The sequence below is a fragment of the Flavobacterium procerum genome (assembly GCF_042431625.1).
GTDB classification, from domain to species: domain Bacteria; phylum Bacteroidota; class Bacteroidia; order Flavobacteriales; family Flavobacteriaceae; genus Flavobacterium; species Flavobacterium procerum.
This window is the reverse complement of record NZ_JBHLYW010000007.1, coordinates 682482-700986: the sequence shown is the minus strand read 5'-3', so window position 1 is coordinate 700986 and position 18505 is coordinate 682482. Positions and strand designations below refer to the sequence as shown.

The 18505-nt window shown below is 34.3% G+C and carries 12 protein-coding genes; 8 read left to right on the top strand and 4 right to left on the bottom strand.

Translation table 11 applies throughout. The features are described from left to right. Positions 1 to 19 precede the first annotated feature (19 nt). The 5 genes from ACFFLS_RS08690 (at position 20) to ACFFLS_RS08670 (ending at position 6649) form a co-directional block, all read left to right on the top strand. Complete coding sequence (locus ACFFLS_RS08690; RefSeq protein ID WP_379686167.1) at positions 20 to 1213, top strand: aspartate aminotransferase family protein; 1194 nt, start codon at positions 20 to 22, stop codon at positions 1211 to 1213. A 253-nt stretch (positions 1214 to 1466) separates the two neighbouring features. Further along, positions 1467 to 2861: a tetratricopeptide repeat protein gene (locus tag ACFFLS_RS08685; RefSeq protein WP_379686166.1), complete on the top strand. Its 1395-nt coding sequence runs from the start codon at positions 1467 to 1469 to the stop codon at positions 2859 to 2861. A gap of 2 nt (positions 2862 to 2863) precedes the next feature. Continuing rightward, complete coding sequence (locus tag ACFFLS_RS08680; RefSeq protein ID WP_379686165.1) at positions 2864 to 3616, top strand: shikimate dehydrogenase family protein; 753 nt, start codon at positions 2864 to 2866, stop codon at positions 3614 to 3616. Positions 3617 to 4042: 426 nt separating this feature from the next. Beyond that, positions 4043 to 6034: a DUF349 domain-containing protein gene (locus tag ACFFLS_RS08675; protein ID WP_379686163.1), complete on the top strand. Its 1992-nt coding sequence runs from the start codon at positions 4043 to 4045 to the stop codon at positions 6032 to 6034. Positions 6035 to 6229: 195 nt separating this feature from the next. Beyond that, positions 6230 to 6649 carry an OsmC family protein gene (locus ACFFLS_RS08670; RefSeq protein ID WP_379686162.1) on the top strand — a complete coding sequence of 140 codons (420 nt, stop codon included), beginning with the start codon at positions 6230 to 6232 and terminating at the stop codon, positions 6647 to 6649. Positions 6650 to 6720: 71 nt separating this feature from the next. On the opposite strand, the gene ACFFLS_RS08665 is transcribed toward ACFFLS_RS08670, so the two are convergent. Further along, positions 6721 to 7989, bottom strand: coding sequence for a tetratricopeptide repeat protein (locus ACFFLS_RS08665; RefSeq protein WP_379686161.1), 1269 nt, complete (start codon positions 7987 to 7989; stop codon positions 6721 to 6723). A gap of 37 nt (positions 7990 to 8026) precedes the next feature. Further along, positions 8027 to 10666: a DNA gyrase subunit A gene (gyrA, locus tag ACFFLS_RS08660; RefSeq protein ID WP_379686160.1), complete on the bottom strand. Its 2640-nt coding sequence runs from the start codon at positions 10664 to 10666 to the stop codon at positions 8027 to 8029. A 257-nt stretch (positions 10667 to 10923) separates the two neighbouring features. Between gyrA and ACFFLS_RS08655 the strand changes: the two genes are divergently transcribed. The 3 genes from ACFFLS_RS08655 (at position 10924) to ACFFLS_RS08645 (ending at position 15611) form a co-directional block, all read left to right on the top strand. Continuing rightward, complete coding sequence (locus tag ACFFLS_RS08655) at positions 10924 to 13470, top strand: ATP-dependent Clp protease ATP-binding subunit (protein WP_379689299.1); 2547 nt, start codon at positions 10924 to 10926, stop codon at positions 13468 to 13470. A gap of 140 nt (positions 13471 to 13610) precedes the next feature. Next, positions 13611 to 14978, top strand: coding sequence for a 30S ribosomal protein S6--L-glutamate ligase (gene rimK / locus ACFFLS_RS08650; protein ID WP_379689298.1), 1368 nt, complete (start codon positions 13611 to 13613; stop codon positions 14976 to 14978). Positions 14979 to 15089: 111 nt separating this feature from the next. Beyond that, the gene (locus tag ACFFLS_RS08645; RefSeq protein WP_379686158.1) at positions 15090 to 15611 is read left to right on the top strand and encodes a DUF421 domain-containing protein; all 522 of its coding nucleotides are present in this window, start codon (positions 15090 to 15092) and stop codon (positions 15609 to 15611) included. A 35-nt stretch (positions 15612 to 15646) separates the two neighbouring features. On the opposite strand, the gene ACFFLS_RS08640 is transcribed toward ACFFLS_RS08645, so the two are convergent. Further along, positions 15647 to 17011 (bottom strand): SMI1/KNR4 family protein, encoded by a 1365-nt coding sequence (locus ACFFLS_RS08640; RefSeq protein WP_379686157.1) that lies wholly within the window; start codon positions 17009 to 17011, stop codon positions 15647 to 15649. Between the two features lie 152 nt (positions 17012 to 17163). Next, complete coding sequence (locus ACFFLS_RS08635; protein ID WP_379686156.1) at positions 17164 to 18504, bottom strand: inorganic phosphate transporter; 1341 nt, start codon at positions 18502 to 18504, stop codon at positions 17164 to 17166. Position 18505: the final 1 nt, after the last annotated feature.

Here is an 18505-nt window from a genome sequence, read left to right as displayed (position 1 = left end):
CACTTAGCAACTTTAAAAAATGAATCCAGATTTTATAAAATACCAAGCACAAACTTCTCCTTACCCTTTAGGCATGGAGGTTTCGCACGCCATTGGATCTTACATTTACGACACAAACGATAAAAAATATTTAGATTTTGTTGCTGGAGTTTCTGCATGCACACTGGGACATCAGCATCCACGAGTAAATCAGGCGATAAAAGATCAGCTAGACAAATATTCGCACGTAATGGTTTATGGAGAATATTCACAAAGTCCCGCTGTACAGTATTGCAAATTAATGGCTTCACTCCTTCCTGAATCTTTAAACAAAACCTATTTGGTAAACTCGGGAACAGAAGCTATTGAGGGCGCTTTAAAGCTTGCAAAAAGAACAACAGGACGCAGTCAACTTATTTCATGTCATAATGCTTACCACGGTAACACTATGGGTTCTATGAGCGTTATGGGATTTGAAGAACGCAAACAAGCTTTCAGGCCCTTACTCCCAGATGTTGATTTTATCACTTTTAATAACGAAGAAGATTTACAAAAAATTACCACCCGAACTGCTGCGATTCTTTTAGAAACCATTCAAGGCGGCGCAGGTTTCATTCAACCAGAAAATAACTTTCTGCAAAAAGTCAAAAAACGCTGCGAAGAGGTTGGCGCCTTGATGATTGTTGACGAAATCCAGCCAGGTTTTGGTAGAACCGGAAAATTATTCGGTTTTCAGAACTACGATGTTGTACCCGATATTGTCGTTATGGGAAAAGGAATGGGCGGCGGAATGCCGGTTGGCGCTTTTACTGCTTCGGCTGAACGAATGGATCTTTTGACTGAAAATCCGAAACTGGGCCACATTACAACCTTTGGCGGGCATCCTGTCATTGCGTCAGCTTGTTTGGCTACTTTGCAGGAATTAACTGAAACAAATTTAATGGCCGAAACACTGGAGAAAGAAAAACTTTTCAGATCACTTTTGGTACATCCTTTGATTACAGAAGTTAGAGGAAAAGGATTAATGCTGGCTGCGATGACAGAATCGGCTGAAATTACAAATGAAGTGATTCTTACCTGCCAAGATAAAGGACTGATTTTATTCTGGCTTTTATTCGAAGGCTGTGCCATACGAATTACGCCTCCTTTGACTATTTCAGAAAATGAAATTCGCGAAGGCTGCGCTACAATTTTAGAAGTAATGGATAAAATAATGAAAAAGAATGGTCAATAAAACTTTCGATTTTTTTCGAACGAATCTTATTGTTTTATCCGTATCGTAATTTCGTTAAAACATTTTTCAGCATTAAAAGAAAAAAGACAAAACCGAAGCTAATCTCTTGACAATAAAAGAGATTTCTTCCCAAAACAGAATAAAAAACGCTATATATTGTTAATTAAATTGTTCAAAACAATTAATTTCTTATCCTTACAACAATTATATGGTTGCCTAAATTTATAACAGGCTAATTTCAAATAAACGAAGTATGCAATTAAGCAACGAAGAAGAAGATTATAACCTATCCTTATCAAAATTTGAGTCGATGTTGAAAACCAACAAAGTACTCTTTTTTGATTCTGAAGAATTCGAAGAAATCATTCTTCATTATTTAGACATAGGTAAGGCTAATTTAGCAAAAAAGGCCTTAAAGCTTGCATTAGATCAGCACCCAAAATCTACGGGCTTAAAATTAGTACAAGTAGAAATGCTGGTTTATGATGACAAACTCGACATGGCTGAAAAGCTTTTGAATGAGTTGTACGCTATTGAACCAAACAATGAAGAAATCTATATCCAGAAGGCCAATATCTGCTCTAAAAGAGACCAACACGAAAAAGCCGTAGAACTGCTCAAAATCGCGTTGCAATACACTGATGATTATGCTGACGTGTATAACTTGATTGGAATGGAATATCTTTTTATGGATAATCTTGAAATGGCAAAAGAAAACTTCATAAAATGTCTTGAAGAAGATTTAGAAGACCAATCTGCCCTTTACAATGTGGTTTATTGTTTTGAGTTTTTAGACCAAAATCAGGAAGCGATTGTTTATCTTAACGATTACATCAACAGAAATCCGTACAGTGAAATCGCTTGGCATCAGCTTGGAAGACTGCATTATGGGATAAAAGAATATGAAAATGCAATCCGTGCTTTTGATTATGCAACCCTGATCGATGATGAGTTTTTAGGCGCTTTTATGGAAAAAGCTAAAGCTTACGAACGCCTCAAAAAGTATCCTGAAGCAATCGAAAGCTACAACAGAACAATTGAACTTGAGGATGCTACCTCATATGCTTTACTACGAATTGGGAAATGCTACGAAAAACTTGGAAATTCGGCAAAAGCAATTCAGTATTACAACCAAACGGTACACGAAGATCCGCTTTTGGATAAAGGATGGATTGCCATAACTGATTTTCACATTCGTCAGAAGAACTTTCAAAAAGCATTGTTTTTTGTAAATAAAGCTTTGGCCATTGACAATCAAAATCGTTTGTATTGGAAGCGTTATGCGACCATCAACAAACAAATGAACTTTTTTGAAGAAGCCGAATTTGGATACAGAAAAGCAGTTGAATTTGGTGATTATGCATTAGATACTTGGTTGTACTGGGTTGATATCCTACAGTTTTTAGGAGAGTTCGAAATGGCAATCCAAACGCTGCTTCAGGCAACAGAATATTTTCCTGAAGAAAATGAAATAGAATACCGCTTGGCCGGATTGTACTTCATGATTCAGGATACCACAAAAGCTAAATTTCATTTAAGTAACGGACTTAGATTAAACTTTGACAATTACATCTTAATTGAAGATTTGTTCCCTGTTGTGTGGACGAAAAAAACAGTAAAAAATTACATCGAAAAACATCGTAAATAAGAATGGTTGACATTTTACTAAGAAGACGTTTTGGATTATTGGGTCGCAACATTAGCTACTCTTTCTCAAAAGGTTATTTCACAGAAAAATTTAATAATGAAGTCTTTGCTGGAAACAGCTATGAGAATTTTGATATTTCAGATATTAATTTCTTTACAGAATTAGTTAGGAATAATCCTGATTTAAAAGGGTTAAATGTCACCATTCCGTACAAAGAACAAGTAATTCCGTTCTTGGACAAACTATCAAAAAAAGCTACTAAAATTGGTGCTGTCAATACGATTAAGTTTACCAAAAAAGGAAAATTAAAAGGATACAATACCGATTATTACGGTTTTAAAAAGTCACTTGAACCTTTGTTGGAGCCGCATCATAAAAAAGCTCTTATTTTGGGAACTGGAGGCGCTTCAAAAGGTGTCGCATACGCGCTTGAAGAGCTCGATATTCCGTACACTTTTGTCTCAAGAGAAGCAAAAGAAAACATTATTGATTACGATTTAATCAACGCTACAACGTTTGATAATTTTCAAATCATAATCAATTGTACTCCAGTTGGGACAAGTCCGAATATTGAAGCATGCCCAAATTTGCCTTATGAGTTCTTTACAGAAAAACATATTGCATACGATTTGATTTATAATCCGGAGGAAACTACTTTTCTTAAAAAAGCAAAAGAGCACGGTGCTATCATTAAAAATGGTTATGATATGCTTATTTTTCAGGCTGAAAAAGCATGGAAAATCTGGAACAAGTAAAAAAAACACCTTTAAAATAAAAATATGCAGCAGTAATTTTTCTCCAATTACTGCTGCATATTTTATTTTATTACAGTTTCATACTGGGTTTGTACAAAAAATCGCTGCCAATATATTTACGCACTATATTACGATTATGAGTTCTACTAATAAAAACACTTATTTTTTGCGTAAATATAGCTTTTAGATAGCGTTTTGAATTACAAATCAAACTCAAATTATATTTTATTGAGATAAAGTTGCTAAAAAAAGAATTTCCTTTTATTTTAATAATTCAGTAAAAAAATAGTAATCATAATTCAAAATCAGCATAAAGAATAAGAATTTCATGATAAATTACGTCATAAACAAGCGAATTATTTTGTATTTAGAAACACCTTCACTATCTTTCGCAATGTTTAAAGTAAAAACCTTATACATTTAAAGATGTTAGAAGAAAAGAATGATAACCTGCAAGAAGCAGACGGAAAATTAGAAATCGATATGAGCGATGCTGCAAAAAATGATGCCATAGAAAGCAATGAGACGGAATCAGCACAAGAAAAAGCTGTTTTAAGCAGTGAAGTTGAGGCTGAAAAACCAGAAGCAACAGAACAAACGGACCATCAAGAAGCATTGGATGCCATAACAAATTCAAACGCAGAAGAAGGTGAAGATGAAACGCTAAAAGGTCGTCATGAAATCCCAATGAAGGATTACGACACTTTTGCCTTAGATGCTCTTGTTGATGAATTAAAAAAACTGGTAAATACAGACAAAATCATGTCTGTAAAAGATCATATTGAAGAAATTAAAAAATCGTTTTTATCCAAATACAATCATCTTTTAGATGAAAAAAGAGAGGAATTCAATGCTTCTAAAGAAGATCCAAACGAAGAATTTGAATACCACTCGCCTTTAAAATCTAAATTTGATGAATATTATAATGTATTCAGAGAAAAAAGAAACATTCACTTTAAGCACTTACAAACCAATCTAAAATCAAATTTAGAAAACAGACTTGCTATTGTCGAGGAACTAAAAGAGTTGATTAATCCTCAGGAAAATATAAAAGACACGCTTAAACATTTTAATGACTTAAGAGAAAGATGGAAAAATGCAGGTCCGATTCCTAAAGACAAATACAACCACGTTTGGAATAATTTCCACTTTCATGTCGAAAATTTCTACGATTACCTGCATTTGGATCGAGAAGCAAGAGATTTGGATTTTAAGCACAATTTAGAGCAAAAGCTAAAAATAATTTCGAGAGTTGAACAATTAGCAGAAGAAACAGACATTAACAAATCTTTCCGCGAATTACAAGATTTGCACAGAATATGGAAAGAAGAAATTGGCCCTGTTTCTAAAGAACATCGTGACAACATCTGGAATAAATTTAGTGAACTGACTAAAAAAATCCATGATAAGAGAGAGGTTTTATTTGAAAACCAAAGAGCTGGCGAGCAACAAAATCTCGAGATAAAAAAAGAAATAATTGCCAAAATTGAAGCTTTAGGAACTGAAAAAGTAAACTCGCATTCACAATGGCTTTTACAGATTGAAAAAGTCGAAGCGTTACGCAATGAATTCTTCGCAGCAGGAAAAGTTCCTACTGAAGTAAATGAAGAAACGTGGGCTACATTTAAAACTGCTGTACGCAATTTTAATGCATTCAAAAATTCATTTTATAAAGACATCAAAAAAGATCAAAATGAGAATTTGAATAAAAAAATGGCATTGGTTGCTAAAGCCAAAGAATTGCAGGAAAGTACCGATTTTGCTGCTACAACGCCAGTAATGAAACAGATTCAGGAAGAGTGGAAACAAATTGGTCATGTACCTAAAAAATACTCAGATAAAATCTGGAAAGAGTTTAAAGATGCCTGCAATCATTATTTTGATAAATTAAAAGAACATAAATCTGAAGAAAACGGTGAAGAAGTAGCCGCTTTTGACAACAAGAAGGCTTATTTAGATGTATTAAGAGCATTCCAGCTTACTGGCGATCATAAAACAGATCTTGATGCTATAAAAGCGCATATCGAAATCTGGAAAGGTTATGGAAAAGTGCCTTTCTCAAGACGTCACATCGAAGGGAAATTCAATAAAATATTGGATGCCCTTTTCGAAAAATTAAGTCTGAGCAAAAAAGAAAGCGAAATGATGCGTTTTTCTAACAGAATTGATTCTTTGTCTGACAGCAATGATACTCGTAAATTAGACAACGAAAAAATCTTTATTATGCGCAAAATTGAAGAGGTTCAGAATGAAATTTTCCAGCTTGAAAATAACATTCAATTCTTTGCCAATACTAAGAATGCGAAAAAAGAAAATTCTATTGTGTTAGAAGTTCGAAAAAACATCGCTATTCACAAAGAAAGTCTTGAAGTTTGGAAAGATAAATTAAGACAACTTCGAAATTTAAACCAGGAATAAAAAAGAAAGATATTCAACATTATAAATTCCAAATTCCAATTGAGCTGAGCCTATTGGAATTTGGATTTTTTTTTATGAATTTACTTTCAAATAACCAATTGATAAATTAATACTAAAAAATATTCGTTATATTTGAGCAACCACTACTCATTGATAATCAATAAAATACAAGTATTAATTTTAATCACTCAGAAAATGAAATTTACTAGAAAAGCAAATGCCAACTGGAAAGGAACTGGCATGGAAGGAAAAGGAACAATAAGTACTCAAAGCACAACCCTAGATAATGCCCAATTATCATTTAAAACCCGATTTGCAGACGGAGTTGGAACAAATCCAGAAGAATTAGTAGCAGCAGCACATTCGGGCTGTTTTACCATGCAATTAAGCTTTTTACTAAACGAAGCTGGTTTTACAGCAGACGACCTTACGACAGAAGCAACTGTAACCTTTGAAGACGGAACAATCACACTCATTCATCTAGATTTAAAAGGAAAAGTACCCTCTATTTCTGCTGAAGAATTTGAGGCTACAGCCGCCAAAGCAAAAGAAATCTGTCCGATATCCAAATTATTAAATACCACAATCACTTTATCTGCGGCATTAGTAAGCTGATTTAAAATAAAAATTAAGCATAAAAAAACCAAGGCTCTCACCTTGGTTTTTTTTATCTGAAAAATATCTGATTACATTTTTGCTTTTACAGCTTTAGCTTCAGCTGTCATTTCAAGAGCATTATAAACACCGATAAGTGTTTTAGCGATATCTTCATTTTTAGGATCTAAATCGTTAGCTTTTTTAAGGTAAGGAATTACGCTTTTAAATACGTTTTCTCTCTTAACTTTCAATTCATCGTAACGTTTCATATCTTTAGCAGAAGTACCCAATTTATTCATTTCATCAATGATTGGTTTTTCAGCTTCTAACTTCAAAACAGATAAATTAATATAAGCATTTGCGTAAGCAGGATTAATTTCTATTGTTTTCAAATAGTATTTCTCAGCATCTGCATTATTTTTTGCTCCCGCACTAATAACTCCTAAATTGAATACCAAATCAGCGTTGTTTGGGTCTTTTTGCAATGCTTCGTTTACTAATACTTTGTACTTTTCGTAATCTTTAGTTTCAAGATACAAATTAGCTTCAGTCAAAATTAATGAAGAATCGTCAGGATTTGTTTTTCTAGCATCAGCGATTGCTTTTTTAGCATCCTCTGTGCGTCCTTTCTGAACTAAGATCAAAGCAAGATTTTTGTAAATCTCACCTCTTTTAGAAGGAATTGTTTCTGTTTTAGGTTTTTCGTGAGTTCCTAATTTTAAAGCCAAATCTCTTTCTTTTGCATTACTGAAACCTACTTCAGTTCCTGAAGCTTTGTCAACTGCTGTATAAGAAGTTCCTTTTCCAGAATAATTTATTTCTTTTAATTCTTCGTACATTTTTAGAGCTGCATCAAAATCCTGCCCGTTAACTGCAGTTGAAGCCGCATAGTACAAATTGATTGTATCTTTTTTGTCTAACAAATAAGCATCATATAATTTTTTTGATCCTTCAGCATTTTTATTAGACTGAGTATCTGCAATCGCAGAGTTGATCAATTTACCTTTGATGTCTGTAATCGATGTTGCAGCTTGTGTAGAATATTTCTGTTTTCCAGAAGCTTTCTCAATATCAATAAGCTTTTTATAGCTTTCAGCAGAAAGACTTAAATTTTTACTTTCTTCAACTTTTTTGTTAGCTAAATCAAGGTAAGCATTTCCTTTTACGAAATAAAACTGAGCCTGTTCAGTATCTTTAGCGTTTGCTACCATATTCTCGGCGTCATTCAAAATCGTAATTGCTCCTTGGGCATCACCTCCTTTTAATGCTTTTTCAGCATTTTTTATTTGGTCTTTTTGAGCAAAAGCTGCTGCAGAAATCAGTAAAGCTGATGCAAATATTACATATCTACTTTTCATAATAATCTAATTTGTATTTACTTTTTTTATTTATTGTTTATTCTTCAGACTCCTCTTCATCTGATTCTTCTTCATCTAAATCCTCTTCTGTTTCGTCTTCCTCTTCCTCTTCTACAGCTCCGTCATCTTCAAGGACCTCCATATCCGGCTTAACCCTTTCGATTGCAGATTCAATAACATTTCCATCTTCGTCTACAACAACTTCTTCTGCATCGTCTTTCATAACTTTTGTAACGGCAGCGATAGAATCCTTACCTTTTAAGTTAATAAGCCTTACACCTTGCGTAGCACGTCCCATAACGCGAAGATCCTCAATTGCCATTCTAATTGTCAATCCTGATTTATTGATAATCATTAAATCATCAGAATCGGTAACGGCATTTATTGAAATTAATTTACCTGTTTTATCAGTAATATTAAGAGTTTTAACCCCTTTACCACCTCGGTTTGTAATTCTGTAAACATCTTCACCATCATCATCCACCAATTTCGTACGCTTACCGTATCCGTTTTCTGTTACTACTAAAATCTGTGAATCGTTAACATCATTTTTAGCGACAGTAACCATACCTATTACTTCATCGCTATCGTCTTTTAAGGTAATTCCACGAACTCCAGAAGCCGTTCTTCCCATTGGACGTGTTTTGGTTTCTTCAAAACGAACTAATTTACCAGACTTAACTGCCAATATAATCTGGCTTTCTCCATCTGTCAATTGTGCTCCCATTAATTCATCGCCTTCTTTAATTGTAATAGCAGCTACACCATTCACACGAGGTTTAGAATATTTCTCTAAAGAAGTTTTCTTAACCTGACCTTGTTTGGTAACCATCACAAGATTATGGCTATTGATATACTCTTTATCTTTTAAGTCTTGTGTACAAATGAAAGCTTTTACTTTATCATCGCTTTCAATATTTACCAAGTTCTGAATTGCTCTACCTTTTGCAGTTTTACTTCCTTCAGGAATTTCATAAACACGCATCCAGAAACATTTTCCTTTTTGCGTAAAGAACATCATATACTGGTGATTTGTCGCCACAAACATATGTTCTAAGAAATCCTGATCTCTTGTTCCTGCGCTTTTTTGGCCTACTCCTCCTCTATTCTGTGTTTTGTATTCTGTAAGATTGGTACGTTTGATATAACCGGCATGCGAAATGGTAATTACCACATTTTCATCAGCAATTAAATCTTCAATGCTTACATCTCCTCCTGAGTATTCAATTTGAGAACGACGGTCATCCCCATATTTATCGCGAATCTCAACTAATTCTTCTTTAATTAAGTTCGTTCTTAAATTAACATCTGCCAACAAAGCTTTTAAATGATCAATCAACTTCATCAACTCATCGTACTCAGCTCTTAATTTATCTTGTTCCAGACCTGTTAACTGACGAAGACGCATCTCTACAATTGCACGTGCCTGAATGTCAGACAATTTAAATCTTTCGATTAATTTTTCTCTTGCCTCGTCTGTGTTTTTAGACCCTCTAATTAACGCAATTACTTCATCGATATTATCCGAAGCAATAATTAATCCTTCTAAAATATGAGCTCTTTCTTCTGCTTTACGCAATTCGAATTGTGTTCTCCTTACTACTACATCGTGACGGTGCTCAATAAAATAATGAATCATATCTTTTAGATTCAATAATTGAGGACGTCCTTTTACTAATGCAATATTATTTACACTAAAAGACGATTGTAATTGAGTGTACTTATATAAGGTATTTAAAACTACGTTTGGCGTAGCGTCGCGTTTTAAGATATAAACGATACGCATACCATTTCTATCCGATTCGTCTCGGATATTGGCAATACCCTCTATTTTTTTATCATTTACCAAATCAGCTGTACGCTTGATCATTTCGGCCTTGTTAACCTGATATGGAATCTCAGTAACGATAATGCATTCTCTTCCATCTACTTCTTCAAAGCCAACTTTTGCACGCATCACGATACGTCCGCGACCAGTTTTAAAAGCTTCACGAACGCCTTCATAACCATATATTATACCTCCAGTTGGAAAATCTGGAGCTTTAACATGTGTAATTAATTCATCTATTTCAATATCGTTATTATCAAGATAGGCTAATGTACCATTGATAACCTCAGTTAAGTTATGAGGAGGCATATTTGTTGCCATACCAACCGCAATACCTGTTGCTCCATTTACTAATAAGGTAGGAACTCTTGTAGGCATTACTTTTGGTTCATATATAGTATCGTCAAAGTTCAGCTGAAAATCAACTGTCTCTTTTTCGATGTCTGCCATAATTTCTTCTGAAATCTTACGCATTCTGGCCTCAGTATAACGCATTGCCGCCGGACTGTCACCATCTACAGATCCAAAGTTACCCTGACCGTCAACTAATAAATAACGCATACTCCATTCCTGAGCCATACGAACCATAGCGTCATATACAGATGTATCTCCGTGCGGGTGGTACTTACCCAGAACCTCCCCAACGATTCTCGCAGATTTTTTGTGGGCAGATCTTGAGGTTACTCCTAAATCATACATTCCATAAAGAACTCTTCGATGTACTGGTTTCAAGCCATCTCTAACATCAGGAAGTGCTCTCGATACAATTACAGACATCGAATAATCGATGTAAGCTGATTTCATTTCATCCTCTATGTTAATAGGAATTAACTTTTCTCCTTCAGACATAAGTTGTTATATTAAATAATTATATTAGTTTCAAAGCGTGCCAAGATACGTTTTTTTGAAATTTTTTCAGCTATTTCCTTACACTTATTTCAATGATTTATTAACAACTTTATTTTCGCTTTTAGTTAATAAATTAAGCGTTTTTTAACGCTTTTATTCTCTTTTTTTTCGTCTATTAGCTGTCAGGAGACTCAATAGGGTACGGTTTTTGTTTTTCAAACAGTAATTCACTAAATTTACAATACCAATTATATATTATGGATGATAATTTTTCACCAAGAGTAAAAGATGTTATTACATACAGTAAAGAAGAAGCACTTCGTCTTGGGCACGACTTTATTGGTACCGAACATCTAATGCTAGGCATTTTAAGAGATGGTAACGGAAAAGCTATTCATATACTTAATAACCTAGCTGTCGATTTAGATCATTTACGCAGAAAAGTAGAAATACTAAGCCCTGCCAACCTGAGCGTTGAAGTAAATACAGAAAAGAAAAATCTTCACCTTACCCGACAGGCCGAAAGAGCCCTGAAGACCACTTTTCTTGAAGCTAAAGTATTTCAAAGCTCATCAATAAGCACGGCACACCTGCTTTTATGCATCTTGCGCAACGAAAACGATCCCACAACCAAGCTGTTGAATAAACTTAAAATAGATTATGACATAGCTAAAGAACAATATTTAAATATGACGCCAAACGAAGAAGAATTCTTAGAAAACCTGCCTCGAAATGAATCTTACAACGACGATTCAGGACAAGATGACAGTCTAAAAGAAAGCAGTTTTAATAATCCAGCCAATAAGTCAAACAAAAAATCTAAGACTCCTGTTTTGGATAATTTTGGGAGAGATTTAACAGAAATGGCCGAAGAAGGAAAACTGGATCCTGTGGTTGGACGCGAAAAAGAAATTGAACGTGTCTCACAGATTTTAAGCCGAAGAAAAAAGAACAACCCGCTTCTTATTGGAGAGCCTGGTGTTGGTAAATCTGCTATTGCGGAAGGGCTTGCACTTCGAATCATTCAAAAGAAAGTGTCACGTATTCTTTTCAATAAACGTGTTGTAACGCTAGATTTGGCAAGCTTAGTTGCCGGAACAAAATACAGAGGTCAATTTGAGGAAAGAATGAAAGCCGTTATGAACGAGCTTGAAAAAAATGATGACATCATTCTTTTTATTGATGAAATCCACACAATTGTAGGTGCCGGAGGAGCAACAGGTTCGCTTGATGCTTCAAATATGTTCAAACCAGCTCTTGCTAGAGGTGAAATTCAATGTATTGGTGCTACTACTCTTGATGAGTACAGACAATATATTGAAAAAGACGGCGCCTTAGAAAGACGTTTCCAAAAAGTAATTGTAGAGCCGACTTCTGTTGAAGAAACAATTGCAATTTTGAACAATGTAAAAGACAAATATGAAGATCATCATAATGTAACTTATACACCAGAAGCGATTGAAGCCTGCGTTAAGCTTACAGACCGTTATATGTCTGAGCGTTTCTTACCAGACAAAGCTATTGATGCTCTGGATGAAGCCGGATCTCGTGTACACATTACAAACATTGATGTTCCGAAACAAATTTTGGATTTAGAGCGTCAGTTGGAAGAAGTTCGTGAGCTTAAAAATATGGTTGTCAAAAAACAAAAATATGAAGAAGCAGCAAAACTTCGCGATGACGAAAAACGTATCGAAAAAGACCTTGCTTTAGCCCAAGAACAATGGGAAGAAGATTCTAAAAACAATAGAATTGAAGTTACAGAAGACAATGTTGCCGATGTTGTATCGATGATGACTGGAATTCCTGTTAACAGAATTGCACAAACAGAAAGCAACAAACTTGCTAAATTGCCTGAATTGATTCAGAATAAAGTGATTGGACAAAACGAAGCAGTTCTTAAAATTGCTCGTTCTATCCAACGAAATAGAGCCGGATTAAAAGATCCGAACAAACCAATCGGTTCGTTTATTTTCTTGGGTCAGACTGGTGTTGGTAAAACACAATTGGCAAAAGTATTAGCTAAAGAATTGTTTGATTCTGAAGATGCATTGGTTCGTATCGACATGAGCGAATACATGGAAAAATTTGCGATTTCTCGTTTAGTTGGAGCACCTCCAGGATACGTCGGGTACGAAGAAGGCGGACAATTGACTGAAAAAGTGCGCAGAAAACCATATTGTGTAGTTCTTTTAGACGAAATCGAAAAAGCACATCCAGACGTTTTCAATATGATGCTTCAGGTTTTAGACGATGGATATTTGACAGATAGTTTAGGACGTAAAATCGACTTTAAAAACACTATCATTATCATGACATCCAATGTTGGTGCACGTCAGTTGAAAGATTTTGGACAAGGAGTTGGATTCGGAACTGCGGCAAGAACTGCTCAAGCTGATGAAAACTCAAAAAGCATTATCGAAAATGCTTTAAAGAAAACTTTTGCTCCTGAGTTCTTAAACAGAATTGACGACGTAATTGTATTTAATGCTCTTGAAAAATCTGATATTGATTTGATTATCGAAATCGAATTGAAAAAATTGTATTCTCGCATTGCTGATTTAGGTTACAAATTAAGCCTAACTGACAAAGCTAAAGCGTTTATCGCAGAAAAAGGTTTTGATAAACAATTTGGCGCAAGACCACTAAAAAGAGCAATTCAGAAATATGTTGAGGATTTGCTTGCAGAAGAAATCATTACTTCAAAAATACATTCAGGCGATGAAATTCTGATGGACCTTAAAGATGACTCACAAGAATTGTCGGTAGAAATACATAAAGCCGAAGAGCCGACAAATCAATAAATTAGTTAATATTTACAACAAAAACAACAAGCCCGTTACGTTTTCATAACATAACGGGCATTTTTTTTAAATAATTTATTATCTTTAGTAAAAGCAAATAGCTATTTTTGAATTTAAATTCTATAATATAAAAACTAAATATGCTTCAAAACAAGGTCATTTTAGGCAGTGAAGAATGGTGCTCATTTCCAGAACTTGGAATCCCAACTATTAAAGCTCGTGTTGATTCTGGCGCCAAAACTTCGGCAATGCACGCACTTAATATTGCCCCATTTATAAAAAATGATACCAATTGGGTTAAATTTGACATTAATCCGATACAAAATAACATCAAAACAATTATTCATTGTGAAGCACCACTGGTCGACAAACGAATTGTAAAAAGTTCGAGTGGTTTTAGAGAACATCGTTACGTAATTCAAACCAGCTTAAAAATCGGCGATGTAAAATGGCCGATAGAAATGACGCTTACCAATCGCGATTCTATGGGCTTTAGAATGCTTTTAGGACGTGAAGCCATGAGTGGAAGGGTTTTGGTTGATCCTGAACAAAAATACCTTTTGGGACAGCCTACACCAGAGTCGTTAAAAGAATTATACAAAAATTCAGAAAAAGCGACAACTGGCTTACGAATCGGGCTTTTGGCAAGCAATCCAGAATTATACAGCAACAAACGTATTATGGAAGCGGGCGAAATGCGCGGCCATGAAATGCATTTTTTGAACATCAAAGAATGCTATATGAAACTTGACGCCAAGACCCCAGAAATTCACTATCGAGGCGGAAAAATCTTAAATCAATTTGATGCCATTATTCCACGAATCCGTCCGAGCATTACTTTTTATGGCTGTGCGCTGACACGTCAGTTTGAAGCATTAAAGGTATTCTGCTTAAATTCGGCTACCGCAATTACACAGTCAAGAGATAAATTATATTCACTGCAATTGTTATTGAACAGCGGTATCGACATTCCGACAACCGGTTTTGCCAATTCTCCGCTTGATACAGACAATTTAATCAAAATGGTTGGCGGTTCTCCTTTAATTGTAAAATTATTAGAAGGAACACAAGGAAAAGGCGTTGTTTTGGCCGAAACCAAAAAAGCTGCAGAAAGCGTAATCAATGCTTTCAAAAGCTTAAATGCCAATATATTAGTTCAGGAATTTATTAAAGAAGCAAACGGAAAAGATATTCGTTGTTTTGTAATCGACGGAAAAGTCGTAGCTGCCATTCAGCGTGAAGCAATGCCGGGCGAATTTAGAGCCAACATCCATCTTGGCGGAACTGCATCTGTCATAAAAGTTACTGCTGAAGAGAAAAAAATAGCCATTAAAGCCGCAAAAGCAATGGATTTAAAAGTGGCTGGTGTTGATATTATCCGCTCTTCAAAAGGACCATTATTATTAGAAGTAAACTCTTCTCCAGGCCTTGAAGGAATTGAAGGCGCGACCAATAAAGATATTGCAGGAGAAATGATCAAAGCAATTGAAAAAAATTTCAAATTATAGTTAAGTTCATTTCAAACTTAATACCGAATAAATATTTTAGCTGCTTTGTCAATGTTTAGAACTTTGACAAAGCTTTTTTATTTAACTTTAAGTTCTACAAAAGAATTAAAAATGATACAATTTCCTTATTTTGACATTATTCTTAGAAGTGTTGCCGTTTATTTCTTCATGACGATTGCATTGAGAGTCTTTGGAAAAAAAGAACTTTCACAATTGAATACCGCTGATATTATACTGATTTTACTGATCAGTAATTCAGTTCAAAATGCCATGGTTGGTCCAGATACAAGTTTGACAGGAGGTTTAGTCGCTGCTTTGGTTTTATTTGTAATTAATTATATCATAAAAAAATTAACTCGCAAATACAAAATATTCAGCAATCTGTTGTTAGACAAACCTCAAATTCTAATTCACGATGGCAAATTAGATTTCAAAACTTTAAGCAAACTCGATATTTCTGACGAAGAATTAAAAGAAGCTATGAGAGAACATGGAGTCGAATTTTTCAAAAACGTAAAACTAGCAATGCTTGAGATTGATGGAACAATTAGCATCATTTCTGAAGATGAAAAACATCTTAAACAAACACACTACAAGCGCAAACACAATCGAAAAAATCTACAAAAATTCTAAAAAACAAAAAAACCTATTTCATTAATATTTTGGGTTTATAAAAAACTATTAATATTTTTTTTTATTGTTTCATTTGTTAATCCGAAAGCTTTAAGGCGATGATTCAGATTTATCAAAATATAATCTTGTTCTGTTGGAAATTTTTCAGCAATACTTTTATAATGAACCAAAAGCTTATCATCATCAACCCCATCTAAAGCTTGTAACACAGAATGAACAACCTTATTTGAATCATCATTTAATCCAATTATAAAAGCATCAATATATTTGCTTTTATTTTCTAACAACCCAAGCGAATAATAAGTCTGTCTTCTTATATTTTCATCTTTTTTTGCAGCAAATGGAACGATAATATCTCCGTAATCAATTTTCATTTCTTTTAGCAAATAAGTACAAAAACGAAATGTCTCCTCGTCATTTACTTTTTCAATATTAGTTTTTACAAACTCCAACCAATCCAAACTTCTGTTTTTTGCATACCAGAATACAAATTGAAAAACAGTCAATAAATCCTTTTTAGCAAAATCAGCTAAATAGGGAAATGCACGATTATAATCGAACTTTGCAAGTATTTGAAGTGATTTTTTCTGGATTCCATTTTCATTTGAATGATATTCTTTTTCAAAAATATTGAGAATTTTAGAATCTATATTTTTCTTTCTTAAAATCGCCGTCAAACACTCCAATTTAGTTTCTTTATCATTTACAACAGCATAAACATCCAAAATATGCGATACAGCTCCACCTAATGTATAATTAAACAAATCAGCATCAAAACCTTCTGTTCCTTCTGTAATTTCATCCAGCCAGCGTTCATACCAATCCAAAAAATTAGTCTCAAAAGCAAAATATGGTTTACGCCTGTCGATATCAATATTCACTACCCTTCCTTTAAATTCTCCGTTTAAAACAAGTCCATAATAATACGTGCAACCTTCTGTACCTATAGGCAAAATCCCCGAAAAAATTTTCCCTAGCTCATATTCAAATTCTTCATCAGAAATATTTTCATCAATTTTCTTATTTAGTTCTTTCCAAAAATCATCACTCATTTTGGGATGAATCCTACAATCTTGTTTTAGAAATTTCTTTGGGTTACTATAAACAAATTCTGCAATATTTTTTCCGAGAGTAAATATTCCATAACCAGGACCTGCCGCAGATTTTTCAGAAGTTTTCCCTCCATTTCCAACATTTAACAAAAAAGCTTTATAACATTCTGGAAGAGAAATTTCATAGTCCTTCTCAAATTTCAAAATATCATTATTCTCTACTACTTGTCCCACCACATATTCGTGACTATCCGCCGCAAATACTTCAAAATCTTGATCTTTTTCTTGTGCTAAATAAAGCTTTGTTTTTATTCTCTCTATTTGCTTTAATACTTTTTGATTTATCATGAAAGGCTTTTAAATTAATACCAAATATATCACTTTACAATTATTAAAAAAGATATTTCGGAAAGCAAAAAAGCCGATTTCAATTTGAAATCGGCTTTAGAATATTTAAAGAAAATGCAATTTACATCTTACATTTCACAATAATCAATTTACTAAATAAATACGCTTAGAATAAAATAAACCAAACCTGCTAAAATGGCTGAAATTGGAATAGTCAACACCCAAGCCCAGATTAAACTTACCGTTACTCCCCAACGAACTGCAGATACACGTTTTGTTAATCCAACTCCAATAATAGATCCTGTAATAGTATGAGTTGTACTTACCGGAATTTTTAAGTGTTCTGTAAAGTAAAGTGTTAAAGCTCCGGCTGTTTCAGCAGCAACACCTTCAAATGAACTTACTTTTGTAATTTTAGAACCCATTGTTTTTACAATTTTCCATCCACCACTTAAAGTTCCTGCAGCAATTGCAGAATAACACGCTAAGGGAATCCAACCCGGCATTACTCCTTTAATACCCAAATCGTCGTTTGGCAATACAACATCCAACCAGGCATCCATATGAACTCCAGGATTTGTATTGATATAAACCGCTACTGCCGCAGCTATAATACCCATAACTTTTTGAGAATCATTCCCTCCGTGACCTAAACTAAAAGCCGCAGAAGATAATAATTGCATTTTTTTCAACGCTGCATCTGCCTGATGTAAATTTAAACTACTAAATATCAAACAAAATGCACTTACAGTTAGAATAATAAAGGCTACTAAAAACCATTTAATATTATGAGGATCAAAAGCTACACTCCAAAAATGAGAATCAAAACGAGGTTTTCCATGTTCTAAAATTTCTGAATAAGGAACCATTTGAGCATATACAAACCAAACTGTTGCAATCATTAAAGCCACAGTAAAGATTTTTGGACCAATACTTTTTCTTGAAGCATTTAACAACCAAATAGAGATTAAATAAGAAGCTAAAGCTCCTAATAATGGCGCCAAAACAATAAAAGCAATGATTATAATAACTCCGGAAGGCATTCCACCATCTTTTCCGGCTTTGTACCAGCTTACAATTTGATACCAATAATGTGTTGCTCCGTCTTCGCCAATATAACCTGAAAATCCGTGAACCGCTATTGCATGCGCAACCGCAGCTCCTGCAAAACCTCCAATAAGTGTATGTGAAGAACTTGAAGGAATTCCTAACCACCAAGTCAATAAATTCCAGCAGATTGCTGCAATAACTCCGGCTAAAATCACTACCAGGTTAATTTCCATCGTGTGTGCTGTTTTAGCAACAGTATCTGCAACACCAAATCCGAAAACCCAATAAGCTAGAAAGTTAAAAAATGCTGCCCAAAGAACTGCCTGAAAAGGCGTCAGAACTTTTGTTGCAACAACAGTCGCTATAGCATTTGCCGCATCATGAAAACCATTGATGTAATCAAAAATTAAGGCTAGTACTATAATTAATATAAGTAGCGTCATA